Below are 22818 nucleotides of genomic sequence, written 5' to 3' on the forward strand. Positions count from 1 at the left end.
CGGCTATCTTACGCCTACTTTCCGACTGCGGCCTTGCCGCGCAGCTGGGTAGAGCCCGCTGCGCGACTGTGTGTGCGGGCAACGCGAAGGCTGCTGCAACCGGGCCGGCGCGGGAGACCGTTGTACGCGTGCGCCAACGCCGTTCTTTCGGGATCAGGTCGACGGCAACGCGCCTTCCCCGACTCGCCAACCGGACCTGGCTCATGTCACCGCATTCGACCGCGCACCCTCCCACAGACTGCGAAAATTGTGCCACTGCCTTGCAGGGGGCGTACTGCCACGCCTGCGGGCAAAGCGCGCACAACCCGGTGCGCAGCGTCGCCCATGCGGTGGAAGAAGTCTTCGAATCGTTCTGGCATCTGGATGGGCGCATTTTCCGCACCCTGCGCGACCTGCTGGTGCCCGGACGCGTGGCCCAACGCTTCCTGGGCGGCCAACGCGTGCGGTACGTGGCGCCGATGCGGCTGTTCCTGGTACTGAGCTTGTTGACGTTCTTCATCGCGCGCATCGCCGTGCATGCGTCCGCCGCAGACAGCGATATCGCCGCCGCGCCCGGCACCAGCCAGACCACGGTTTCCAAGGATTTCGCACAGGCACGCACGCCAGCGCAGGTGGAAGCGGTACGCAGGCAGTTGGTCGACGCGCTGACGCAGACGCGCGCGGCCGTGCCGAGCGGCATCGCACGCGAGCGCGTGGACGCCGGCATCGCGCGTGCCAATGCGCAAGCGCAACGTCGTCTGACGCAGCTGCAGGCCGACGCGCGTCCGACCAGCGCCGTGCCCACCGCAGAGGCAGACAGCGATAGCACTTTCTTTTCGGTCATGGGCAAGCCGTGGGACCCGGTGAGCAACCCACTGCACTATGCGGCACTACCGCAGTTCGCCAACCGCTGGATCAATACCCAACTTCGCCATATCCGCGACAACCTGCCGCGACTGCGCAGCGACCCGCAACTGCTCTACAACGCATTCTTCGCAGCGGTGCCGTCTGCATTGCTGGTGCTGGTGCCGCTGTTTGCACTGCTGTTGCGGGTGTTCTACGTGCGCAGCGGGCAGGTGTATCTGGAGCATCTGGTGGTGGCACTGTATAGCCACGCCTTCCTGTGCCTGAACCTGCTCACGCAACTGCTGTTGTCGCTGCTCAGCGATGCGCTGGCGCACGTCGCCAGCCCGATCACCTGGAGTATCGGAGTCGCGCAGTTCGGGCTGACGCTCTGGATGCCGGTGTATCTGCTGTGGATGCAGCGGCGTGTGTACGCGCAGTCCTGGCTGGTCACCGTGCTCAAGTACATCGGTCTGAGCGGGGTGTATCTGGTGTTGGTGACGGTGGCCGCTGCGCTGTTGATGGTGGCCAGTCTGGCGCGTCTTTGACGCGCTGACTGCGCAGACGGTTGCGCTAAGACAGCCGCATTGCAGCGCGACGCAGCGATGCCGGGCCTGGGTGCGGCGCGTCTGAAGCGGCGCTATGGGGCAGGCACCGCTAGAACGGATATGACCGGCGCAACACTGAAAGGCATTGCGCGCGCCGACGGCACGCGAGCGATCAACGCGCCAGTTGGCGCTTCAACCAGATACTGCGCGCGGCCGGCGCTTCGGCCAGGAAGGCCTCGCGCAGGCCGTCGCGCTCCTGGGGCGGGGTGCGCTGCGCCAGCACCGCCAGTTGCTCCAGCTGGCCGGCGTCCAGGCTGCGCAGCGCGGCCAGCATGGCCTCGCGCTGGGCGGGCTGCACGTAGCCGATCAACGGCTGCAACTGGGCATAGAACGCCCCCACCTGCGAGCCCAGGCGCCAGCCGTCGCGATGCAGGCGATCCATCGCGCCGAACTGGGTGCGCAGCGCGCGTTGCTGATCCTCGGGCAAGGCCTGCAGCCGCTCGCGTGCCTGGCGCAACACCACGCGGTCTGTGGCCGTCAGCCCCTTCCAGGCGGCATAGCGGGCACGCAGCTCGGCTTGCTGCGCAGGCGTCATCGCCGCCCAGCGTGTGCGTTGCTGCGCGGCGCTCGGCGATGTATTCGGCACTGCGGCAGCGGAGGTGGACGCGGCCGGCGCAGCGGCCGATTCTTCCAGCGGCGTCGGCAAGCGCTGCGCGCCGGCGACGCCGGCAAACGCGCAGAGCACCAGGCCGCACCAGTCAGTTGGTTTCATCATCGACCGTCTCCAGAGGGGCGGAAGGTTGCTCGGCTGCGGTGGCATGCGCACCGGATTCATCAACCGGCACCGGGTGGCCGGCGGCATACCAGGCGTAGAAGTCCGCAGCGCGGGCCAGCTCCAGATCCGGGTCGGCCAGCATCGCCTGGTCGCGCGGATCCAGGCCCGGCGTGGCCACGGCATCCGGCAGGTCGGCCGCCGGGAGTTCCTCCACCAGCACCGGCGCCGCGTCGGTCACGTGCAACACGCCGGCAGGCGCCTGCGAGACAGGCTCGGGAGGAAGCGCGGGCCGGCGGTGGGCCCACCACCAGCCCAACCCCGCCAGCAGCAGTGCCACCGCCAGCACGCCCAGCGCCATGCCGGCGTGGCGGCGCTCCAGCTGCGGCCACCGCCATTGCCGTCGGGCCCGGGCAGCGGCAGGACGGCGCGGCGCCGGTGCCGGTGCCGGCTCGGCCGGCGCGGCAGTGAGCGGCATTCCGGCCAGGGCCGAATCGCGGAGCTGGCTCAGCCGGGTCAACTGGGCCGGGCTCAGGTCGCGCAGTTCCACTTGCGCCGCTTCTGCCAGGGCCCGCCAGGCCTGGGCATCCGGATTGCCGGCGGCATCGCGCGGGCAGGCACGCGCCAGCGACTGCCGGTAGTCCGCCGCTTCGACGCCTTGCACCTCGCTGGCCACGCCTTCTTCCAGCCCGGCCACGATCCGCAGCAGCAGCGCCAGGCGGTCGGCAGTCTGCATCCGGCCCAAGACAGTGAATGGGGGCAGCCACGTGCCCGGCATCGGCTCGCGCCGCAGCGGGGGCGCGGTGGCCAGCAGGCTCCAGAAGCGCATCGGCCAGCCTGCCATCGGCCGACCTGCCGCCTGGCTGCTGAAGGCGCGCAAGGCCGCTGCGAGGGCGCGCTCGGCGGCGGCCACGTCGCCGCATTGCAATTGTGCGAGCACCAGACCCCGGCGTTCGACACCGCGCAAGAAGGCAGATAGCGCGGCAGGGGTCACGGGGGCGTCGGGGACTACGGTCATGAGAACTCCAGCATCGGCCGGCATGATACCGACGCGATTGGCCCCCGCCGACGGCTTGACAGATCGGCCCGGCCCCGCTCCGCCTTCACACCGGCCGTGCCTGCCGCCGCGGCGGGTTGTGCACAGCGGCAGACATACCGATACGCAAGCGTCTGTCAACTGTTGTTTTTTCTTTGTTGCATTCGTGTTTCACGCCTAAGTGATTGAAATTTATTGACTTATGCATGTTGGCTAAAAAATGTCCAAGAGGTTGCAGAGGCTAGTGAATCCATCGTCACAGCGTGGAGCACGACACTAATTCACAGGTTTATCCACAGCCAGTGTGGATAAACCCGTTTCCTTAACCCTCACATAGGTTTACGTCGTATTTATCACTTCCGTCACAGAACCGCGGCCGCTGGCTCGGGTTGGATTCGGGCCGATTTGGGGGCGGCCGCCGGCCTCTGGACAGGGTCGGTAGACTGGCCGGATGACTTCGACCGTCGCCACCCTGCGCGTCGCCTTGCCGGTGCCGCTGCCCCAATTGTTCGACTATCTGCCTCCGACCGATGCGCCGTTGACGGACCCGGCGCGGGTCGGCTGCCGGGTGCGGGTGCCGTTCGGGCCGCGCGAGTTGGTCGGGGTGGTGGTGGAGATCGGGCAACTGCCCGCGGCCGACGGCTTGCGCCCGGCACTGGCGTGGTGCGACCAGGCCCCGCTGCTGGTGGATGAACTGGCCCGCTCGCTGCACTGGCTGGCCCGCTACACCCACGCTCCGCTCGGCGAGGCCCAGACCAGCGCCCTGCCCGGCCCGCTGCGCCGCGGCGAACCGCTGGCCGACACCCACGCCTGGGCCTGGCAGCTGACCGAAGCCGGCCACAGCGGTGCCGCCAGCCTGCGCGCGGGCAGCCGTCCCGCCCTGTTGGCGACCCTGCTGCTCACCGGCGCAGTGGGCGAAGAGCAACTGGATCCACTACTGCCGCAGTGGCGGCAGGCAGCGCGCAGCCTGGCCAAACGCCACTACGCCGAGCGCGTGGCGGTGCCGGCCGACAGCATCCCGCCCCGTCCCGGCAGCGGCCCGCCGCTCAACGACGAACAGCAGGCCGCCGCCACCGCGATCCGCGCGCACAGTGGCTTTGCCACCTACCTGCTCGACGGCGTCACCGGCAGCGGCAAGACCGAGGTCTACCTGCAGGCGATCGCCGACTGCCTGGCCGCCGGCAAGCAGGCGTTGGTGCTGGTACCGGAGATCGGCCTGACCCCGCAGACCCTGGGCCGCTTCCGTACCCGCCTGGGCGTGCCGGTGCACGCACTGCACTCGGGTCTGTCCGATGGCGAACGCGCGCGGGTGTGGGCGGCGGCCTGGCGCGGCGAGGCAAAGCTGATCGTCGGCACCCGCTCGGCGGTGTTCACCCCGCTGCCCAACGCCGGGCTGATCGTGATCGACGAAGAGCACGACGGCAGCTACAAGCAGCAGGACGGCATCCGCTATCACGCGCGCGATTTCGCCTTGGTACGCGGCAAGGCGCTGGATGTGCCGGTGATACTGGGCAGTGCAACGCCATCGCTGGAAAGCCTGCACAACGCCTATTCCGGCCGCTACCAGCATCTGCGCCTGTCGCGGCGCGCCGGCGAAGCGCGCCCGCCGCGCGTACGCGTGCTCGACGTGCGCAAGCGCCCGCTCAAGGACGGCCTGTCGCCCGAGGTGCTGGCCGGTATCGGCGCCACCCTGGCGCGCGGCGAACAGGTCCTGGTGTTCAAGAACCGCCGCGGCTATGCACCGGTGCTGCTGTGCCACGACTGCGGCTGGACCGCGGCCTGCCAGCGCTGCAGCACGCCGCTGCACCAGACCCCGATGACCGTGCATGCCGGCGGCCGCCGTCTGCAGTGCCACCATTGCGGCGCGCGCCAACCTGCACCGCTGGCCTGCCCGGCCTGCGCCAGCCTCGCGCTGCAGCCGCAGGGCATCGGCACCGAGCGACTGGAAGAACGCCTGACCGAGGCGTTTCCGGACGTCCCGGTGGTGCGCATCGACCGCAGCACCACCCAGCGTCGCGACGCACTGGAGACCCAGCTGGCGCGCCTGGGCAGCGAGGCCGGCATCCTGGTGGGCACGCAAATCCTGGCCAAGGGCCACGACCTGCCACGGCTGACCATGGTGGTGGTGGTCGGCATCGACGAAGGCCTGTTCTCGGCCGACTTCCGCGCCGCCGAAAAACTGGCCCAGCAGTTGATCCAGGTGGCCGGACGCGCCGGGCGTGCCGACCGGCCGGGCGAAGTCTGGTTGCAGACCCATCACCCCGAACACCCGTTGCTGCAGACCCTGGTCAATGGCGGCTACCACGCCTTCGCCGACGCCGAACTGCAGCAGCGCGAAGCGGCCGGATTCCCTCCCTTCGCGCACCTGGCCTTGTTCCGTGCCGAAGCCAAGGATGTGGCCGCAGCCAATCAATTCCTGCTGGCGGTGCGCGGTTTGACCAGCGCCGACCCCGGCACGCAATCGCCGGCGTTTGCCGCAGTGGAATGCTACGGCCCGATGCCGGCACCGATGCCGCGCCGCGCCGGTTTCCAGCGCACGCAGCTGCTGTTGTCGGCGCAACAACGCGCGGCATTGCATCGCCTGCTCGACACCCAACTGCCGGCCATCTATGCGCTACCGCAAGCCCGCCGTGTGCGCTGGTCGCTGGATGTGGACCCGATCGACTTGTATTAGCGCACGGCGTCTCGACCATGGAGCAGAAGCCAGACCCACGTCTTGCGCGCTGTGCCCAGGTCATTGAGCGCACGTGGCGTGATCCTTGGTAGGAGCGCACCCGGGCGCGATGCGGCATGACGGGAATGCCCTCGCGCCCGGGTGCGCTCCTACAGCACTGCAGGCTACCTGTCTGCGTGATGTACAAGGCCCACTTGCTTGCAGCAACGTGCCGGGTCGGCAGCTCAGGCGGTGCCTGTCATGAATCGCATTGACTCAGCGTCGGCGCGACACTCAGGTCAGCGCGGTCATTACCGCGCGCCGGTACGCCGGCCGCGCACGCAGGCGCGCATACCACGCCTGCAGATGCGGCAATTCCGGTCGCTCGATCGGCATTTCGAACCACGCGTAGATGAAGCTGCCCAGCGGAACATCGCCCATCGCAAACTGCTCGCCGGACAGGTACGGCTGTTGCGCCAATGCCGCATCGGCACGTGCGAGCAACTCGCCCGAGTGGGTCAACGCCGCAGCGATGCGTGCGTGATCGCGCTCGGCCTCGGGCGTGCGCAAAACCCCCCAGAACAGGTCGCGAAACACTCCAGCGAAAGTGGAAGTGGTCCAATCCATCCAGCGGTCGCCCAGCGCGCGCTCGGCCGGCGCATGCGGATACAACGCCGGCGCATATTGCGCGGCCAGATAGCGCACGATCGCGTTGGATTCCCACAGCACCAGCGCGCCATCCTGCAGTGTCGGCACCAGCCCGTTCGGGTTCAGCGCGCGATATTCCGGCGTGGTGTTGCCCCCGAACGCGCCGCCCACTTCGATCGAGGCGTAGGCCACGCCGGCTTCTTCGGCGCACCACAGCACCTTGCGTACATTGCTGGAATTGCGCCGCCCCCACAGCGTGATCGTCGGCGGTGTGTGGTCGCTGGCTGCATGCGTCATCGTCATTTCCCCGGAGCAGGCTTGGCGGGTGCGCGCGCCGCGCGCTTGTTGGCCGGTGACGGCGCCGCTGCGGCAGGCACTGCGGTTTTCGCGCCGCTGCGTCCACCCTTGGGCGCGTCGCGCACCCACAACGCCTGTTCGTCCTGCCTGATCTCGAACAAGCCGATCGCGCGTACCAGATCGCTGAGTTTGCGATAGCCATAGTTGCGTGGATCGAACGAGGCCTGGTTGGCCACCTGCTTGCCGACCGCACTCAGCAGCGCCCAACCATCGTCTTCGCAGGCGCTGACGATCGCATTGCGTAGCATTTGGACCAGACGCGTATCGCTGCGTAATGCGGTGGCGTCCTTGCGACCGGCAGCCGTTTCGCTGGCCGCTGCAGCCTGTTGCCCGAGCGCCTCGACATAGGTGAACTTGGAGCACGCATTGACGAATGGCGCCGGTGTCTTCTTCTCGCCGAAGCCATAGACCTTCATGCCGTCGGTCAGCAGCCGCATCACCAGCGGCGTGAAATCGGCATCGCTGGAGACGATCGCAAATCCATCCAGATTGCGCGCGTACAACAGGTCCATCGCATCGATCACCATCGCCATGTCCGAGGCGTTCTTGCCGGAACTGTAGGCAAATTGCTGGATCGGCCGGATCGCGTAGTCGTGCAATGCCGCCTCCCAACCTTTCAAGTGCGGGCTCTTCCAGTTGCCGTAGGCGCGGCGCACGTTGGCCACGCCGTAGCGCGCCACTTCGGCCAGCACCACATCGATCTTTCCGGCCGGCGCATTGTCCGCATCGATCAGCAGCGCGATGCGTTTGTCAGGGTTGTCGATCATGCTCATTGCTCCAGGGAGTTCGCAGATTCGGTCTTGAAGTCGGTGTCGGTGTCGGTGTCGGTGTCGGTGTCCATCTCACTCTCCTCCACGTCGGTCTCGGCCGGCAATGTGTACTCGGTACCATCGCGCAGCGTGAGCACGCCCGTACTCAGGATCTCGCGTTCGGCACCGTCGCTGACCCAGGTGGCATGCACGCGCCCGGTGCCGCGATCGCCTTGCACATCGAACACGAACTCATCGCTCCCCGGTGCCAGACTGGTGCGATACAGATCCACCCGCATGTCGCGGATCTGCCCGATATGTTCCTGCACCACGGCATCGGCCTGCAGCGCACTGCGCGCCTGATCGGCAAACAACGACCAGCCGGTCGACATCAACCAGATGAGCGCGCCAAACACCAGCATCGCCATCAGCACCACGCACGTCGCCACGCCAATCAGCCCGATCGCCACACTACTGAGCGACTTTGGGGCGACAGCTGCCGGCGACGGTGCAGCGGGTGGCACAGACGACAACGGCGGCAACGGCGGCGGGAGCGAGGACATGGGCTGGCCGGAAGCGGGAGATGCGACATGATGCCGCAGGCGGGCCGCGCTCACGCGGCATGTTCATTGCCGATGCGGCATCCTGCTGGGCCCGCGTCGCACTCCATCGGACCTCACGATGACCTCTCCCCCCTCCCAAGCTCCGCTGCATCTGGTTGTGGTTGGCGGCGGATTCGCCGGCTTATGGGCGACCCGCGCGCTCGACGACCCCGGCATCCGCATCACCCTGGTCGACCGCCAGAACCACCACCTGTTCCAGCCGCTGCTGTACCAGGTGGCCACCGCCGGTTTGTCGGCACCGGACATCGCCGCGCCGCTCCGGCACATCCTGCGCGAGCAACGCAATGTCGAAGTACTGCTCGGCGATGTCACCGATATCGCACCAGACCGCCGCGAGGTGGTGTTGGCCGATGGCAGCACGCTCGGCTACGACATGCTGCTGCTGGCCACCGGCGCCACCCATGCCTATTTCGGTAACGACCAATGGGCCGAACACGCCCCCGGCCTGAAAACGCTGTACGACGCGCTGGTGCTGCGGCGCAAGCTGCTGCTGGCCTTCGAACGCGCAGAAGCCGAATCCGACCCCGCCGCACGCGCCGCCTGGCTGAGCTTTGCCGTGGTCGGCGGCGGGCCCACCGGCGTCGAACTGGCCGGCACCCTGGCCGAAATCGCCCGCCACACGCTCAAGAACGAGTTCCGCCACATCGACCCGCGGCAGGCGCGCGTGCGCCTGGTCGAAGCCGGTCCGCGCGTGCTGCCCTCGTTTCCGGAAGATCTCACTGCCAAGGCGCGCAAGCAGCTGGAACGTCTGGGCGTGGAGGTGCACACCGGAACTCCGGTCACGCAGATCGATGCCTTGGGCTACCAGCTCGGCGACACCTTCGTGCCGGCACGCACCGTGGTGTGGGCCGCCGGCGTGGCCGCCTCGCCGCTGGCGCGTACGCTGGGCGTGCCGCTGGATCGCGCCGGCCGCGTGCTGGTCGAGGCCGACCTCAGCGTACCGGGCCACCCGGACATCTTCGTCGGCGGCGATCTGGCCTCGGTGCAGCAGGACGGCCGCCCGGTGCCGGGCGTGGCGCCGGCCGCCAAGCAGATGGGCAAGCACATCGCCAAGGCGATCCGGGCGCGGCAGCGCGGCCAGACCGCACCGGCGTTTCGCTACCAGGACTACGGCAACCTGGCCACGATCGGCCGCATGGCCGCCATCGTGCATGTGGGCAAGCTCAAGTTGTCCGGCATCGTCGCCTGGTGGTTCTGGCTGGCTGCGCACGTGTACTTTCTAATCGGCTTCCGCAACCGGTTCGTGGTGCTGGTGAACTGGGCGATGGCGTACTGGAGCTACCAGCGCGCCGCACGCATCATCTTCGGCGGCGCCGCCGACGACCCGCCGCCCAGCAGCAAGGACGGGTGATAGCGGCCCAGGCCGTGCGATGCTGTGCGGCCTGATTCGACGACCCGATCGTGGCAACTGTCCTGTTCCTGCTGGATCTGCTCGGCACCTTCGTGTTCGCCCTGAGCGGAGCGACCTTGGCGGTGCGCAACCGCCTGGACCTGTTCGGCGTGCTGGTGCTCTCCTGCGCGGCAGCGGTGTCCGGCGGCATCGTGCGCGATGTGCTGATCGGCGCCACCCCGCCGGCCGCGCTGGTGCAGCCGCAGTATCTGCTGGTGGCCTGCCTGGCCGGCGTGGCCGGGTTCTATTGGCATGCAGCGGTGGAGCGGCTGCGCAACCCGGTGCAACTCTTCGATGCGGCCGGATTGGCGCTGTTTGCGGTCTACGGCACCAGCAAGGCGCTGGACTATCACCTCAGCCCACTCAGCGCGACGCTGCTGGGCATGCTCAGCGGCATCGGCGGAGGCATCGCGCGCGATCTGCTGGTGGCACGCACGCCGGTGGTGTTGCAGGCCGAACTGTATGCGGTCGCCGCGCTCGCCGGTGGCGGGCTGGTCGCGATCGGGCACGTCCTGGATGTGCCGCAGGCCTGGTCGTTGGCGACCGGCGCCGGCGTGTGTTTCGGCCTGCGCTTCATGGCCATCCGCTACGGCTGGCATCTGCCGGTGGCGCGCCCGCCGGAGTAGCAATCGCGTAACACCACATATGCAAACGGCCCGGAAAACCGGGCCGTCTGTACAACCACTCGCGCAAGACCGACAGGGTCAGGCGACGAACAGCGCCTTCATCTTCTTCAGCGCATTGGCTTCGATCTGGCGGATACGCTCGGCCGAGACGCCGTATTCGTCTGCCAGTTCCTGCAGCGTCACCTTGGAATCGGAATCCAGCCAACGGCGCTTGACGATGTCGCGCGAGCGCGCGTCCAGTCCAGCCATGCCTTCGCGCAGCAGCTGCAGCTGGTTGTCTTCGCTGTCGTGACGCTCGTACGCCTGCGACGGGTCTTCTTCATTGGCGACCAGATAGCTCACCGGCGACGGCGGGCCGTGATCGTCGTCTTCGTCCGACGACGCGTCGAAACCGATATCGCGACCGGACAGGCGCGACTCCATCTCCATCACTTCACGCTCGGAGACGTTCAGGTCCTTGGCAACCGCAGTCACTTCCGACGCATTGAGCCAGCCCAGACGGGTCTTGGACTTGCGCAGGTTGAAGAACAGCTTGCGCTGCGCCTTGGTGGTGGCGACCTTGACGATGCGCCAGTTCTTCAGGATGAACTCGTGCATCTCGGCACGGATCCAGTGCACCGCGAAGCTGACCAGGCGCACGCCCATGTCCGGGTCGAAGCGCTTGACCGCCTTCATCAGGCCGATATTGCCTTCCTGGATCAGGTCGCCCAGCGGCAGGCCGTAGCCGTTGTAGCCGCGAGCCACGTGCACCACGAAGCGCAGGTGGGAATGGACCAGTTCGCGCGCGGCGTCCAGGTCCAGCTCGTCGCGGAAGCGACGGGCCAGATCCTGCTCCTCATCGACCGACAGCACCGGGATCTGGTGCACGGCACCGATGTAGGCGTCCAGCGAACCGAGCGCACTGGGAATCGGGAGATTGTTTGCCACAAGGGCAGTCGAGGTAGTCTGGTTCATAGGCACCATCTTAGCAGTCGAACTATTGGACTGCCGGGTACAGAAAGAGTTCCCAGCATTCCATTTATAGAACGTTCGGGTCTTTGGCATCACCGGTGTTCTACAGCCCGGCACCCCAAATTCGAGGCTTACGGTATCACCAAGCCCCTGTGCAAACCGTGACAAATTGGTTGCGCAACGAGATGCCGCCAGCGTCGTTCAGGCGCCGGTGGAGGTGGTGTCCAGCGCGCTGCGCGGTGGCAGCGACCAGTCGATCGGGCTCAGACCACGCCGCCGCAAATGGTCGTTGGTCTTGGAAAAATGCCGGCAGCCCAGGAAGCCGCGGTGCGCCGACAGCGGCGAAGGATGCGGCGCCTTCAAGACCCGATGGCGTGCCGGGTCGATGACCTTGCCCTTGGACTGTGCATAGCTGCCCCACAGCAGGAACACCAGCCCTTCGCGCTCGCGATTGAGGGTGTCCACCACATGATCGGTGAAGCCTTCCCAGCCCTTGTTCTGGTGGGCGCCGGCGCGTCCCTGCTCCACCGTCAGCACGGCATTGAGCAGCAGCACGCCCTGGCGCGCCCAGGGCATCAGGTAGCCGTGATCCGGCCGCGCGATCCCCAGGTCGTCCTGGATCTCTTTGTAGATGTTGAGCAGCGACGGCGGCACCGGCACGCCGGGCAATACCGAGAAGCACAGCCCATGCGCCTGACCTTCGCCGTGATACGGGTCCTGGCCCAGGATCACCACCTTGACCTGTTCGAACGGGGTGGCGTCGAAGGCGGCGAAGATCTGCGGGCCGGGCGGAAACACCCGTGCTCCGGCCGCCTTGCGCTGGCGCAGGAATGCCGACAGCTCCTGCATCTGCGGGCGCAGCAGCCAGTCGCCCACTCTTGCCTTCCACGACGGTTCCAGCTGGATGCGTCCCTCCCCTTCAGTCATAGCGTGACAGCCTGATCCTCCAGGCGTGCCAGGCGCAGCTGGAACAACACCTTGGTCACCAGCAGGCGCTCTTCGATCGGTTTCTGCACCAGATCGTTGGCACCGGCCCGCAGCAAGTCGGATTGATTGCGCGGGTTGGTGTCGCCGGTCATCACCAGCACCGGCAGGCGGCGCTTGCCGTAGGCGAAATCGATGCGGATACGCTCGACCACGTCGCGGCCGTTGAGCTCGCCTTTCAGGGTCACGTCGGTCAGCACCACGTCGATGCGGCGTTCGGTGCGGCCCAGCGATTCGGCGGTGAGCAGCGCAAAGGCATCTTCGGCGGTGAGCACGTGCACCACTTTCAGGCTCTGCCGTTCGAGCATGCGCTTGGTCGCCTCGGCCACCACGCGGCTGTCTTCGATGTAGAGCACGGTCGCCCCCACCACCGGCTCGGGCTGCACGTAGCCGCGGATGAAGGTCGCCAGGGCTTCATGGCCCAGCGCCTTGTCGAAATAATCGGTGACGTACTCGGTGAAACGGCGCTCCACCAGATGCTGCTGCGCATCGCCGGAGACCACGATCACCGGTACATAGGCCTGCCCGGCGGTTTCGCGCACGCTGCGCGCCAGGGTCAGGCCGTCGCCATCGGGCAGCGACAGCGAGGTGGTGACCAGATCCACGGCGCCGGCTTCCAGCGCCTGCCGCGCTTCGGCAATGTTGGAACAGCCGATCACCTGCACATTGGGCAGGTCGCGCTTGAGCACGTCGGCAATCAGCTTGCGCACCAACTTGGAACCATCGACCACCATCACGCGCGGTGCGTCGCTGATCAGGTGTTTGAGATCTGGTGGATGCATGGCAGGCCTCAGGTCTCGGTAGGACGGGTCTGGCGAAGGAAATGGCCGGTCACCAGCCAGGCACCCAACCAACCCAGGACTAAGGTGCCGACCAGCACCATCGCAGAATGCAACAGATCCAGCCCGTGCAGGGTAAAAGAACTGCCGTAACTGTCGGCCAATGTCGCCAACGGCGCACGCAATGCCAGGCCCGAGGCGGCGATCAGAGCGAGCGCGACAGCGCCGGCGCCGAGTCCGTACCACGCGCCCAGATACAAAAACGGGCGGCGGATGAAGCCATCGCTGGCGCCGAGCAACTGCAGCACGCCGATTTCCTCGCGCCGCGACTGAATGTCCAGCCGCACGGTGTTGCCGACCACCAGCACCGCACCGATCCCGAGCAGGGCAGACAACACCTGGACCAGGCGCTCGCCGAAGTGCAACCAGCCATCCAGGCGCTTGCGCCACAGCGCATCGTGCTGCACCTGATCGGTCTGCGGCAGCGCCTGCAGCGCATTGGCCAGCTGCGCGTCGTCGGTCGCATCGGCGGGAGTGACGATCAGCAAGGTGGGCAGCGGGTTGTCGCCCAGCGCATCGGCCGCTTCATCGAGCTTGGCGCTCTCGCGCAGCTCGGCCAAGCCCTGCTCCGGCGTGCGCAGCGTGACCTTGGCGACATCCGGGCGTGCACGCAGCTCGCCGGCCAGCGCCTGCGCCGCCTCGGCAGCCACGTCGACCTTCAGAAACAGATTGATCTCGCGCGACTGCTGCACGCTGCCGGCCAGCAGCTTGACGTTATCCAGCGCGATCGACAGCCCCAGCGGCAGGGCCAGGGCCAGGGCCATCACCACGATGGTCAGCAACGTGGCCCACGGCTTGCGCATCGCACGGCCCAGGCTGAAGGCAATGCTGTGCAGATGGTGGTCGATCCAGACGCCGAGCCGCGACGGCGCGACGGTTTCGGTATTGGCGGGCTTGCTCATTCGGCCAGGTCCTGCGGCGAGATGTCGTCGACCAGGCGGCCGTGATCCAGGATCAGCACGCGCTTGCGCATCTGCTTGAGCAGCGCCAGGTCGTGGCTGACCACCAGCACGCTGGTGCCACGGGCCGGAAGTTCGGCGAACAACTGCATGATTTCCGCGGCCAGTGCCGGGTCGAGATTGCCGGTGGGCTCATCGGCCACCAGCAGCCGCGGTTCGCCGACGATGGCGCGCGCGATGCCCACGCGTTGCTGCTCGCCGGCAGACAATTGCGACGGCAGGGCTTTCTCGCGATGGGCCAGACCGATGCGCTCCAATGCCGAGCGCACGCGCTTGCCGATCTCGGCACGCCGGGTGCCGCGCAAGATCAGCGGCAGGGCCACGTTCTCGGCGATGCTGCGGTCGTTGAGCAGACGGTGGTCCTGATAGACCGCACCCACCTGGCGCCGATGCAGCGGAATCTGCCGGCCACGTACCTTGAGCAGGTTACGTTCGCCCAGCAGTACCGCGCCCTGACTCGGGCGTTCGCTGAGGTGGATCAATTTGAGCAAGGTACTTTTGCCGGCGCCGGAGTGGCCGGTCACGAACAGCATCTCGCCATCGGCCACTTCGAAGCTGACATCGGTCAGCGCCTGGTGGCCACCGGCGTAGTGCTTGCTGACGTTGTCGAAACGCAGAACGGTCATTCAGCGATTATGCCGGAGCGTCAGTGCTTGCGTCGCATCGCCGATGCGCGGCGATGCGATCAGTGCCGCAAACGGTCAGTTGCCTGAGACCAGCGAACGCAGTCGGCGGCCGATCCGGCTGAGCAGCGAGGGGCTGCCCGACGGCTTGGCGGCGGCACGCACCGGCTTGGCAACCACCTGGGTGGGCTTGCGCGGTGCGGCAGGTGCGGGAACCGGCGTGGATGCCACTGCCGGCTCGGCACCCTCGACCGGACGACCGTTACGACGACGCCGACGCTTGCGTGGCGCGCGCTCGGCATCGGCCACGCCCGCGGAAGGTGCCTGTACCGCCGCTGCGGCAACGACCGGATGTTCGGTCGACGCCGCAGTTGCGGGCGCCTGGCCTTCCACCCGTGGCTTGCGACGCGGACGCGGCTTGCCATCGGCACCGGCGCCTTCGCGGCGACCACCGCCACTGCCGCTGCGCGACCCGCCCGAGCCACTGCGCCCGCCACCGCGACGCTGTTCTTCGGCGGCGCGCTGCTCGCGCGCTTCGCGGAAGATCGTGCCCACGCTGTCGCCAGCGTCGTCGTCGGCCTCTTCGCCTTCCACCGGCACGCGTGGCGCACGCGGCAGCGGCGTCAGCAGTTCGGACGTCACCGGCTCGACCGGGATCTTCTGCTCGATATAGGCCTCGATGTCCGGCAGGCTCATCGCATAGCGTTCGCAGGCGAAGCTGATCGCATCGCCTTCCTCGCCCAGGCGTGCGGTGCGGCCGATGCGATGGACGTAGTCTTCGGCGTCGAACGGCAGGTCGTAGTTGTAGACGTACTTGACGCCATCGATATGCAGACCGCGCGCAGCCACGTCGGTGGCGACCAGGATTTCGAGCTGGCCTTTCTGGAAGCGGTTGAGCAGCGACTCGCGCTTCTTCTGCGGCACATCGCCCGACAGCACGCCGACCCGGTAGCCGTGCCGCTCCAGGGTGCGCGCCACGCGCTCCACGAACGCCTTGGTATTGACGAACACCATGGTGCGCGCGCCTTCGCTGCGCGACAGCAAGCCCAACAGCAGCGTCTGCTTCTCTTCGTCGGAGGGGAAATAGATGCGCTGGCGCACCCGCGCAGCGGTGATGCTTTCGGTTTCGACGACCAGCTTTTCCGGCTCGTTCATGTGCTCGTAGGCCAGCTCCAGCACGCGGTGGCTGAGCGTGGCCGAGAACAACAACGTCTGCCGGGTGCCGCGCTCGGGCATGCGCCGCAGCAGGAAGCGGATGTCCTTGATGAAGCCCAGGTCGAACATGCGGTCGGCCTCGTCCAGCACGCAGATCTCGCAGGCGTGCAGCGAGACCACCTTGTGCTGCTTGACGTAGTCGATCAGGCGGCCCGGGGTGGCGATGATCACGTCCACGCCCTGCTGCAACAGTTCGCGCTGTTTGTCGTAATCCACCCCGCCATAGACCAGCGCAAAGCGCAGGCCAAGGTCGGCGCCGAACTTCACTGCGTCCTTGTGGATCTGGATCGCCAGCTCGCGGGTCGGCGCCAGGATCAGCGCGCGCGGGTCTTCCGGCTTGCGGTCGGCCAGGGCCGGGCGGATCAGCAGCCGATTCATCACCGCGACCAGGAACGCCAAGGTCTTGCCGGTACCGGTCTGGGCCTGGCCGGCGACATCGCCGCCCGGCAGCGCGACCGGCAAGGTCAGCGCCTGGATCGGGGTACAGCGGGTAAACCCGGCGCTCTCCAGCCCGGCGATCAAGGCCGGATGCAGATCGAACGAGGAAAAGGTCACATCGGTCAGCGGTTTGTCGCTCATTATTCCGTCTTCGTGAGGCGCCCTGGGCAGCCCGGGCGCGGCTTGCATCGATGCCGACAGCGTCGCAAACTGCGGCTGTTGTGGCGGACAGCGCGGCTTCAGGACTGACACTTGATTCAGTCGCGCAATGCCCCAGTTTAGCGCAATGTAGCGGCCTGCCCGTTCGGGTGGGCCGTTTTGGTTTCCAGGAGACCCAAGGTGAGCGATAAGGTTCAACATGTCGGCGATGCCGACTTCGACACAGCTGTACTGCAATCGGGCGAACCGGTTCTGGTGGATTTCTGGGCCGAGTGGTGCGGCCCGTGCAAGATGATCGCCCCGGTGCTGGACGATCTGGCCGACACCTATCAGGGCCGCCTCAAGGTCGCCAAGGTGAATGTGGACCAGAACCGTGCGCTGGCCATCAAGTACCATGTGCGCTCGATCCCGATGCTGTTGCTGTTCAAGGACGGGCAGGTGCAGGCGACCCAGATCGGTGCCGTCGGCAAGGGCCAGCTGACCCAGATGATCGACAAGACCCTAGGTGGCGCGGCCGCCTGAGCAAGCGGGCGTCCAGCAATGGGCGCCCGATGATGCGCCGGCAGTTAAATCATGCCCGGGAAGACGCTTGCGCGGTCACGCGCGGCGGTGATAGTGTCAGTTGGTCCGGCACACGTTCGTGCGCCGCCGCACCCCTCTAGAAGCTCTTCTAGACTCCCATCTACCACCAGTTCGCCCCCTAGTTGGGCGCTCGCACCTTAGCGAGGAATCACGCACTTGTCCGATCATCCTTCCTCCGATACCGGGAGCAGCGTCGACGCTCCCGTCGAGAAGCGCGTGCGCAAGCCGCGCGTGAGCAAGACCGCCGCCGCCACTGAAGAGGCTGGCGCACAGCAGCCCAACCTGCCCTTGCCCACCAGTCCCGCACCCGAAGCACCCCGTGCCCCGCAGGCACCGTCGCGCGCTGCCGATCCGGCACCGGCGCAGACGTCCAGCGATGGCGCACACGCCGGTCAGGCGCCCAGCGCCAGCCACGGCGGCGACACCCACGGCGAGCCCCGCGAGGGTGGCCAGTCGCAGCAGCAGCGCTTCAACCAGGCGCAGCAACAGCAGAACCAAAATCAAGGCCAGAACCAGGGCCAAGGTCAGCAGCAGGGCCAGAACCAGAACGCCGGCCAGAATCAGCAAGGCCAGGGCGGTCAGGGTCAGGGACAAAACCAGCAAGGCCAGAACCAGCAGGGCAACCGCCGTGACCGGTTCCGCAACCGCCGCGACCGCGGCCCGCGCGACCGCTTCGGCAACGACGGCGGCATGCCCTCGTCCGACGGCAATAACGAGCCGTTCATCGCGCGTCCGCATCCGGCCGTGCCGGAAGGTTTTCCGGTGTATTCGCTGAGCGACCTCAAGCGGATGCCGGCGCAGAAGCTGCTGGACATCGCCGACCAGCTCAATATCCAGGAAGGCGTGGCGCGTGCGCGCAAGCAGGACGTGATCTTCGCCCTGCTCAAGGTGCTGACCCGTCACGGTGAAGGCGTTGCCGCCGACGGCGTGCTGGAAATCCTGCCCGACGGCTTCGGTTTCCTGCGTGCGGCCGAGGCCAGCTACCTGGCCGGCCCGGACGATACCTATATCTCGCCCAGCCAGATCCGTCGCTTCAACCTGCGCACCGGCGACCACCTGTCCGGCCGCATCCGCTTCCCCAAGGACGGCGAACGCTATTTCGCGCTGTCGATCGTCGACACCATCAACGGCGAGCCGCTGGAAGCGAGCAAGAACAAGGTCCTGTTCGAGAACCTGACCCCGCTGTTCCCGCGCCGCCGCTTCCGTCTGGAGCGTGGCGATGGTTCCACCGAGGACATCACCGGCCGCATCCTGGATCTGATGGCACCGCAGGGCAAGGGTCAGCGTGCGCTGATCGTCTCCCCGCCCAAGGCCGGTAAGACGATGATGATGCAGCAGGTGGCCACGGCCATCACCACCAATCATCCCGAAGTGCACATGATCGTGCTGCTCATCGACGAGCGTCCGGAAGAAGTGACCGAAATGCAGCGCACCGTGCGCGGCGAAGTCATCTCCTCCACGTTCGACGAGCCGGCTGCGCGTCACGTGCAGGTCGCCGAGATGGTGATCGAGCGGGCCAAGCGCCTGGTCGAGCACAAGAAGGACGTGGTGATCCTGCTGGACTCCATCACCCGCCTGGCGCGCGCTTACAACAACGTGGTGCCCAGCTCCGGCAAGGTGCTCACCGGCGGTGTGGACGCCAACGCCCTGCACCGCCCGAAGCGTTTCTTCGGTGCGGCGCGTAACGTGGAAGAAGGTGGCTCGCTGACCATCATCGCCACGGCGCTGGTGGAAACCGGCAGCAAGATGGACGAGGTGATCTACGAAGAGTTCAAGGGCACCGGCAACAGCGAAGTGCACTTGAACCGTCGCATCACCGAAAAGCGCGTGTACCCGGCAATCGACATCAACCGTTCGGGCACGCGCCGCGAAGATCTGTTGATCGAGCCGGAACTGCTGCAGAAGATCTGGATCCTGCGCAAGCTGCTGCACCCGATGGACGAAATCGCGGCAATGGAATTCCTGTTGGACAAGATGAAGACCACCAAGTCCAACGACGAGTTCTTCAGTTCGATGAAGCGCTGAGTTCAGTCGGTTCATCGAGACGAAAAGCCCCGCATTGCGGGGCTTTTTTTGTGCGAGACGACCGTTGCGCAGGCTTTAGCCTTCTCTGTCAGCTCTGTCAGCCGCGCTCAACTTCCTTGCAGCGGCGTGACCAGGCGAACACCTTCTCCGCGTGCGGAGAACAACCCGCTGGCAGGCAGGGCATCCGGGCTGTCGCTCGATGTCGCTGCGCCGCGCTGTTCATTCCATGGGGCGGCCTGACGGGGGCCAGGCAGATACGAACGCCATTTCTGGACCTGTTGTGCGGCGATCAGATCGCGTGGCGACGTTCCGATGTCGAAGCTGACCGGAACACGCATGACCCAGTACGGCGCCTTGACGTCCGGACCCTCTGTCGGCGGCAGAAACGTCCATGCACGCGCCTTCGTCGAGGCCGCATCGGCAAACGCCTGGCGCAACCGTGCACGTTTGGATTCCGGCACGAGGGATGTCAGGTTGACTTGCTCTGCGATCAGATCCTGGACCTTGCCGTCGCGCCCGATCTTGAGCATCAGATAGACCACGCCGGTGGCACCGGCCCGAAACGCCGCTTCGGGGTAGCGCGGCGGCCGCATGTCGTTGGTGCGCACACTCGTCGCGTCCTGCGCCTGGCCGCCAAAATGCGCGCTACGGATCGACACCAGATAATTTTCCCCTTCCCCCTGTTTGGCGACCAGCAGCAGGCTCATCGGCAACTGCGCGGGCAAGGCGCTTCCGTTGTCGCGCACAGGGTCGAAGCGCCACGATGCGACCGAACGCTTGATCCGCTCGCGCACTGCCGGCGGCAAGCTCGCTTCGTCGGCAAGTTTCACTGCCGTGACGGTGCCGTCCGGGGTCAGGGTCAACTCGCCTGCCACATTCATGCTGGCCTCAATCTGCATGTGCGCCTGTTCTGCACCTGGACGTGCCTGCGTCGCTGCGATGCTGCTCAATGCCAACAGGATGCCAAGACTGAAACGCTGCTTCCATTGCATGACCGCACTCCCTGAAGATGTAGCGTGCGTTGTACCAGTGTTGCCGCTGCCGGTAAATCGCTACGCCAGCCTGCGCGACTCCGCATAGGGCGGGGTGTCGGGATAATCGTCTTCGCGCAGCCGGCTTTGCAGGTCGCGCCACCAGCGTGGGTCGAACAGTTCCGGGTGCTGGTGCTTGACCGCTTCCAGTTGCGAGGCGGGCAGGCCCATGAACAAGGCGAAGCGCTCGGGAAAGACGTCGCGCGGGCCGACATGGAACCAGGGTTCTGCGGCCATCTGTTCTTCGTAAGTGGTGGGCACTGGCCAATCGCGGAAGTTGCATTCGGTGATCAGGCATAGCTCGTCGTAGTCGTAGAACACCGCGCGCTGATGGCGGGTAATGCCGAAATTCTTCAGCAGCATGTCGCCAGGAAAGATGTTGTTGCGCGCCATGTCCTTGATGGCCTGGCCGTAGTCCAGCGCTGCGGCATGCGCGGCTTCGGGCAATTGTTCGCGCAGGTACAAATTCAACGGGCGCAACCGGCGCTGCACATAGCACAGTGCGATCAGGACATCGTCGCCGTCTTCGCTCAGGCTCATCGCGCAGCTGGTCTGCAGTTCTTGCAGCAACGCCGGTGAGAAGCGCGCCTTGGGGAAGCGCAGGAAGCGATACGGCTGCGCGTCGAGCAGGCGGCCGATGCGGTCGAGCTGGAAGACCAGTTCGTACTTGCCCTCTACCTGCGCGCGGCTCATGGTTTTGGGATACGCAAAACGGTCGCGAATGAGTTTGAAGACCAGCGGATAACTGGGCAGCGTAAACACCACCATGACCATGCCGGGAGTGCCATCGGCGTGCACCAGCTGTTCGGACGGATGCGCCTGAAAATGGCTGAAAAACGTGCGGTAACGCTCGGTCTTGCCCTGCTTGGCGCGACCCAGCATCGTGTATAGCTCATCGACCGGCTTGTGGGTGAGCAGGCTGCGCAGGAACACCACCGCGTCGCCGACAGTGGACAGGTCGGCTTGAAAATAGCTACGCGAGTTACTGAACAATTGCGCGACATCGCTGCGCCGGGTCAACACCGCTTCGGCGCGCAGGCCTGCCTCGTCGTTGATCAGCGCGATCACGCACGGCGAAAAGCGATGTTCGCCGAACACGCGTCCGACCAGATACGCGCGCCGCTCGCGATAGAACACCGTCTCCAGTAATTCCACGCTGCGCACCGGATGCTCGCCCCAATGCGCAAGGTCGTCGAGCAGACGCACCGCGATGGCGGCCGCGCAGCGGGTGCGGTGCGCATACGGTACGGCGAACGCGTAGTCGCCGAGCACCCGCACCAGCATGTCGGTCAGGCGGCCGGGCGAGACCGCATAGGTGTGGCGCGCAACAGGCACGGTGATGGCGTCGGTCGGTTCGATATCCAGGGCGATGAATTCGATATCGGCATCGACGCCGTGGGTACCGAAGTAGCGCCGGGTCAGGGTGTTGTAGAACGTCTTGTACAACTCCTGGTCGATCAACCCGCTCAGCAAGGCGGCGTAATGATCGCGCGCACGCATCCACAGCGCGCGATCGTGCGCCTGGCCCAGCAGTACTGCACGCAGGCGCAACATGCATTCGGCGATGTATTGGTCGTACAGCGCGATGCGCGCTACCGCGTCTTCGCGCGCGCCGCTCCAGTCGCGTGCTTCGAACCGCTGTTTGGCGCGTGCGGTGATTTCGGAAAAGCGCGCGTGATAGTCCTCGAACGCTTCGTACACGGCCTGGGCGATCGCCAGCGCGCGGCGCTCGGATTGTGGTGGCAAGGGTGGATGGCTCATGGCGGCAGTGTCCCGGAGCGCTTGCGGCGCGCGGCAAGTGGTATGGCGGTCGCCTGCTGCGCATGCGCGGCGTGTTCGCGCGCCTGGCCCTGCAGCCAGGTGCGAAACGCAAGAAACCCGCCATGCGTGCTGGAACGTGGCGGATACACCAGGTAATGCGACCAACTGGTCTTGAGCCGTTGCGTGGACAACGCCACCAGCTGGCCGGACGCCAGCAACAGACGTGCGCGCGTCACGCGGCCCAGTGCGACGCCGACGCCATCCAGGGCGGCACGGTGGTGTGCCTCCGATTCGTCGAGTACGGCGACATAGCGTCGCGGCACATCGCCGCCGAACGCGGCAAACCAGCGCAACCAGGCGTCATCCGGGTCGCCCAGCAATGGCCACTGATGCAACGGTGGCGCCTCCACGCCGCCCATGCGGGCGATCAGGGCCGGGCTTGCCATCGGCACCAGCCATTCGTCGAACAAGGGCTCGGCGATGACGCCAGGCCATTGCCCGGCGCCGATGCGCATGGCGGCATCCACTTGCTGCTGGCGCTCGAAATCCACCAGCCGCTCGCTCGACAACAGGTTGATTTCGATGGTGGGATGAATGGCCAGAAATTCGCCCAGGCGTGGCACCAGCCAGGCCGATGCCATCGACGGCGTGAGACTCAGGGTCAGGGTGTCTTCGCGACGCGCACCGAATGGCTCGAATGCCTCGGCGATGGCGTCCAGGTGCGGTGCGATGCGGTCGAGCAGTTGCTGGCCCTGCGGCGTGGCGGTGACGCCGCGCGCATGCCGTTGCAGCAGCGGATACCCCAGCCGTTGTTCGAGCGCGCGCATCTGGTGACTAAGTGCGCTGACGGTCAGATGCATCGCGCCAGCAGCGCGCGACAGGTTGCCCAGGCGTACCGCGCTGACGAAGCCTTGCAATGCGTGAAGCGGCGGACGCGACATGGCCAACCCTTGAATGGATTTCAAGACTCACTTGTAAAAGTCTCGCTTTTACGTCCCCTAGCCTGCGCCTACCGTGGATTCCACTC

General features: G+C 66.5%; 20 protein-coding genes. 6 read left to right on the plus strand and 14 right to left on the minus strand.

Annotated features, from left to right (window positions below; translation table 11 throughout):
* The first annotated feature begins 203 nt into the window (after nt 1-203).
* Nucleotides 204-1370, plus strand: a complete 1167-nt coding sequence (locus tag ACDH77_RS18005) for a DUF3667 domain-containing protein (protein WP_228729135.1) — start codon at nt 204-206, stop codon at nt 1368-1370.
* Nucleotides 1371-1542: 172 nt separating this feature from the next.
* Here the strand turns inward: ACDH77_RS18005 and ACDH77_RS18010 are convergent, their stop codons facing one another.
* Together ACDH77_RS18010 and ACDH77_RS18015 are read right to left on the minus strand one after the other, a co-directional pair.
* Nucleotides 1543-2145 carry a DUF3106 domain-containing protein gene (locus ACDH77_RS18010; protein WP_031425094.1) on the minus strand — a complete coding sequence of 201 codons (603 nt, stop codon included), beginning with the start codon at nt 2143-2145 and terminating at the stop codon, nt 1543-1545.
* Nucleotides 2129-3160 (minus strand): hypothetical protein, encoded by a 1032-nt coding sequence (locus tag ACDH77_RS18015; RefSeq protein ID WP_031425096.1) that lies wholly within the window; start codon nt 3158-3160, stop codon nt 2129-2131. Before ACDH77_RS18015 ends, ACDH77_RS18010 begins: the two co-directional genes overlap by 17 nt.
* A gap of 469 nt (nt 3161-3629) precedes the next feature.
* On the opposite strand from ACDH77_RS18015, the gene ACDH77_RS18020 reads away from it, so the two are divergent.
* Nucleotides 3630-5852 carry a primosomal protein N' gene (locus ACDH77_RS18020; RefSeq protein ID WP_008577170.1) on the plus strand — a complete coding sequence of 741 codons (2223 nt, stop codon included), beginning with the start codon at nt 3630-3632 and terminating at the stop codon, nt 5850-5852.
* A gap of 273 nt (nt 5853-6125) precedes the next feature.
* Here the strand turns inward: ACDH77_RS18020 and ACDH77_RS18025 are convergent, their stop codons facing one another.
* Genes ACDH77_RS18025 through ACDH77_RS18035 form a run of 3 tightly spaced genes read right to left on the minus strand, consistent with a single transcriptional unit; the run spans nt 6126 to nt 8148 of the window.
* Nucleotides 6126-6782 (minus strand): glutathione S-transferase family protein, encoded by a 657-nt coding sequence (locus ACDH77_RS18025; RefSeq protein ID WP_195903649.1) that lies wholly within the window; start codon nt 6780-6782, stop codon nt 6126-6128.
* Entirely contained in the window at nt 6779-7609 is an 831-nt protein-coding gene (locus ACDH77_RS18030; RefSeq protein ID WP_031425101.1) for an NYN domain-containing protein, read from the minus strand. Before ACDH77_RS18030 ends, ACDH77_RS18025 begins: the two co-directional genes overlap by 4 nt.
* Complete coding sequence (locus tag ACDH77_RS18035; protein ID WP_031425103.1) at nt 7606-8148, minus strand: hypothetical protein; 543 nt, start codon at nt 8146-8148, stop codon at nt 7606-7608. Before ACDH77_RS18035 ends, ACDH77_RS18030 begins: the two co-directional genes overlap by 4 nt.
* Nucleotides 8149-8266: 118 nt before the next feature.
* Between ACDH77_RS18035 and ACDH77_RS18040 the strand changes: the two genes are divergently transcribed.
* Both ACDH77_RS18040 and ACDH77_RS18045 read left to right on the plus strand, forming a co-directional pair.
* On the plus strand, nt 8267-9559 hold the full coding sequence (locus tag ACDH77_RS18040; RefSeq protein WP_008577165.1) for an NAD(P)/FAD-dependent oxidoreductase: 1293 nt from the start codon (nt 8267-8269) through the stop codon (nt 9557-9559).
* A gap of 50 nt (nt 9560-9609) precedes the next feature.
* Nucleotides 9610-10224, plus strand: coding sequence for a trimeric intracellular cation channel family protein (locus ACDH77_RS18045; RefSeq protein ID WP_011348802.1), 615 nt, complete (start codon nt 9610-9612; stop codon nt 10222-10224).
* 78 nt (nt 10225-10302) lie between these two features.
* On the opposite strand, the gene rpoH is transcribed toward ACDH77_RS18045, so the two are convergent.
* From rpoH to rhlB, 6 genes are all read right to left on the minus strand, one after another.
* On the minus strand, nt 10303-11178 hold the full coding sequence (gene rpoH, locus ACDH77_RS18050) for an RNA polymerase sigma factor RpoH (protein ID WP_005911428.1): 876 nt from the start codon (nt 11176-11178) through the stop codon (nt 10303-10305).
* 198 nt (nt 11179-11376) lie between these two features.
* Complete coding sequence (gene ung, locus ACDH77_RS18055; RefSeq protein WP_031425106.1) at nt 11377-12102, minus strand: uracil-DNA glycosylase; 726 nt, start codon at nt 12100-12102, stop codon at nt 11377-11379.
* A complete protein-coding gene (locus ACDH77_RS18060; RefSeq protein ID WP_003484494.1) occupies nt 12099-12941 on the minus strand; it encodes a response regulator in 843 nt (280 codons plus the stop codon). The genes ung and ACDH77_RS18060 overlap by 4 nt, the downstream gene beginning before the upstream one ends.
* Before the next feature lie 8 nt (nt 12942-12949).
* Entirely contained in the window at nt 12950-13900 is a 951-nt protein-coding gene (ftsX, locus tag ACDH77_RS18065; protein ID WP_029820491.1) for a permease-like cell division protein FtsX, read from the minus strand.
* Nucleotides 13897-14583, minus strand: a complete 687-nt coding sequence (gene ftsE / locus ACDH77_RS18070) for a cell division ATP-binding protein FtsE (protein WP_003484499.1) — start codon at nt 14581-14583, stop codon at nt 13897-13899. The genes ftsX and ftsE overlap by 4 nt, the downstream gene beginning before the upstream one ends.
* 75 nt (nt 14584-14658) lie before the next feature.
* Complete coding sequence (rhlB, locus tag ACDH77_RS18075) at nt 14659-16374, minus strand: ATP-dependent RNA helicase RhlB (RefSeq protein ID WP_031425110.1); 1716 nt, start codon at nt 16372-16374, stop codon at nt 14659-14661.
* A 198-nt stretch (nt 16375-16572) separates the two neighbouring features.
* Here rhlB and trxA point away from each other — a divergent pair, with 198 nt between their 5' ends.
* Both trxA and rho read left to right on the plus strand, forming a co-directional pair.
* Entirely contained in the window at nt 16573-16914 is a 342-nt protein-coding gene (gene trxA / locus ACDH77_RS18080) for a thioredoxin TrxA (protein ID WP_005923050.1), read from the plus strand.
* 216 nt (nt 16915-17130) lie between these two features.
* Nucleotides 17131-18999 (plus strand): transcription termination factor Rho, encoded by a 1869-nt coding sequence (gene rho, locus ACDH77_RS18085; RefSeq protein ID WP_031425112.1) that lies wholly within the window; start codon nt 17131-17133, stop codon nt 18997-18999.
* A 107-nt stretch (nt 19000-19106) separates the two neighbouring features.
* Here rho and ACDH77_RS18090 read toward each other — a convergent pair whose 3' ends face one another.
* The 3 genes from ACDH77_RS18090 to ACDH77_RS18100 are packed head-to-tail and all read right to left on the minus strand — an operon-like array spanning nt 19107 to nt 22732.
* Nucleotides 19107-19991, minus strand: a complete 885-nt coding sequence (locus ACDH77_RS18090) for a hypothetical protein (RefSeq protein ID WP_109290888.1) — start codon at nt 19989-19991, stop codon at nt 19107-19109.
* A 60-nt stretch (nt 19992-20051) separates the two neighbouring features.
* On the minus strand, nt 20052-21791 hold the full coding sequence (gene aceK, locus ACDH77_RS18095; RefSeq protein WP_014091242.1) for a bifunctional isocitrate dehydrogenase kinase/phosphatase: 1740 nt from the start codon (nt 21789-21791) through the stop codon (nt 20052-20054).
* Nucleotides 21788-22732 (minus strand): LysR substrate-binding domain-containing protein, encoded by a 945-nt coding sequence (locus tag ACDH77_RS18100; RefSeq protein ID WP_014091243.1) that lies wholly within the window; start codon nt 22730-22732, stop codon nt 21788-21790. The genes aceK and ACDH77_RS18100 overlap by 4 nt, the downstream gene beginning before the upstream one ends.
* Nucleotides 22733-22818: the final 86 nt, after the last annotated feature.

Source organism: Xanthomonas axonopodis pv. maculifoliigardeniae, from assembly GCF_041519315.1.
In the GTDB taxonomy this organism is placed as follows: Bacteria; Pseudomonadota; Gammaproteobacteria; order Xanthomonadales; family Xanthomonadaceae; genus Xanthomonas; species Xanthomonas euvesicatoria.

What these genes read in the sequence shown, in the direction of transcription:
- ACDH77_RS18005 (WP_228729135.1), top strand. Translation starts at nt 204, where the DNA reads ATGTCACCGCATTCGACCGCGCACCCTCCCACAGACTGCGAAAATTGT.
- ACDH77_RS18010 (WP_031425094.1), bottom strand. Translation starts at nt 2,145, where the DNA reads ATGATGAAACCAACTGACTGGTGCGGCCTGGTGCTCTGCGCGTTTGCC.
- ACDH77_RS18015 (WP_031425096.1), bottom strand. Translation starts at nt 3,160, where the DNA reads ATGACCGTAGTCCCCGACGCCCCCGTGACCCCTGCCGCGCTATCTGCC.
- ACDH77_RS18020 (WP_008577170.1), top strand. Translation starts at nt 3,630, where the DNA reads ATGACTTCGACCGTCGCCACCCTGCGCGTCGCCTTGCCGGTGCCGCTG.
- ACDH77_RS18025 (WP_195903649.1), bottom strand. Translation starts at nt 6,782, where the DNA reads ATGACGATGACGCATGCAGCCAGCGACCACACACCGCCGACGATCACG.
- ACDH77_RS18030 (WP_031425101.1), bottom strand. Translation starts at nt 7,609, where the DNA reads ATGAGCATGATCGACAACCCTGACAAACGCATCGCGCTGCTGATCGAT.
- ACDH77_RS18035 (WP_031425103.1), bottom strand. Translation starts at nt 8,148, where the DNA reads ATGTCCTCGCTCCCGCCGCCGTTGCCGCCGTTGTCGTCTGTGCCACCC.
- ACDH77_RS18040 (WP_008577165.1), top strand. Translation starts at nt 8,267, where the DNA reads ATGACCTCTCCCCCCTCCCAAGCTCCGCTGCATCTGGTTGTGGTTGGC.
- rpoH (WP_005911428.1), bottom strand. Translation starts at nt 11,178, where the DNA reads ATGAACCAGACTACCTCGACTGCCCTTGTGGCAAACAATCTCCCGATT.
- ung (WP_031425106.1), bottom strand. Translation starts at nt 12,102, where the DNA reads ATGACTGAAGGGGAGGGACGCATCCAGCTGGAACCGTCGTGGAAGGCA.
- ACDH77_RS18060 (WP_003484494.1), bottom strand. Translation starts at nt 12,941, where the DNA reads ATGCATCCACCAGATCTCAAACACCTGATCAGCGACGCACCGCGCGTG.
- ftsX (WP_029820491.1), bottom strand. Translation starts at nt 13,900, where the DNA reads ATGAGCAAGCCCGCCAATACCGAAACCGTCGCGCCGTCGCGGCTCGGC.
- ftsE (WP_003484499.1), bottom strand. Translation starts at nt 14,583, where the DNA reads ATGACCGTTCTGCGTTTCGACAACGTCAGCAAGCACTACGCCGGTGGC.
- rhlB (WP_031425110.1), bottom strand. Translation starts at nt 16,374, where the DNA reads ATGAGCGACAAACCGCTGACCGATGTGACCTTTTCCTCGTTCGATCTG.
- ACDH77_RS18090 (WP_109290888.1), bottom strand. Translation starts at nt 19,991, where the DNA reads ATGCAATGGAAGCAGCGTTTCAGTCTTGGCATCCTGTTGGCATTGAGC.
- aceK (WP_014091242.1), bottom strand. Translation starts at nt 21,791, where the DNA reads ATGAGCCATCCACCCTTGCCACCACAATCCGAGCGCCGCGCGCTGGCG.
- ACDH77_RS18100 (WP_014091243.1), bottom strand. Translation starts at nt 22,732, where the DNA reads ATGTCGCGTCCGCCGCTTCACGCATTGCAAGGCTTCGTCAGCGCGGTA.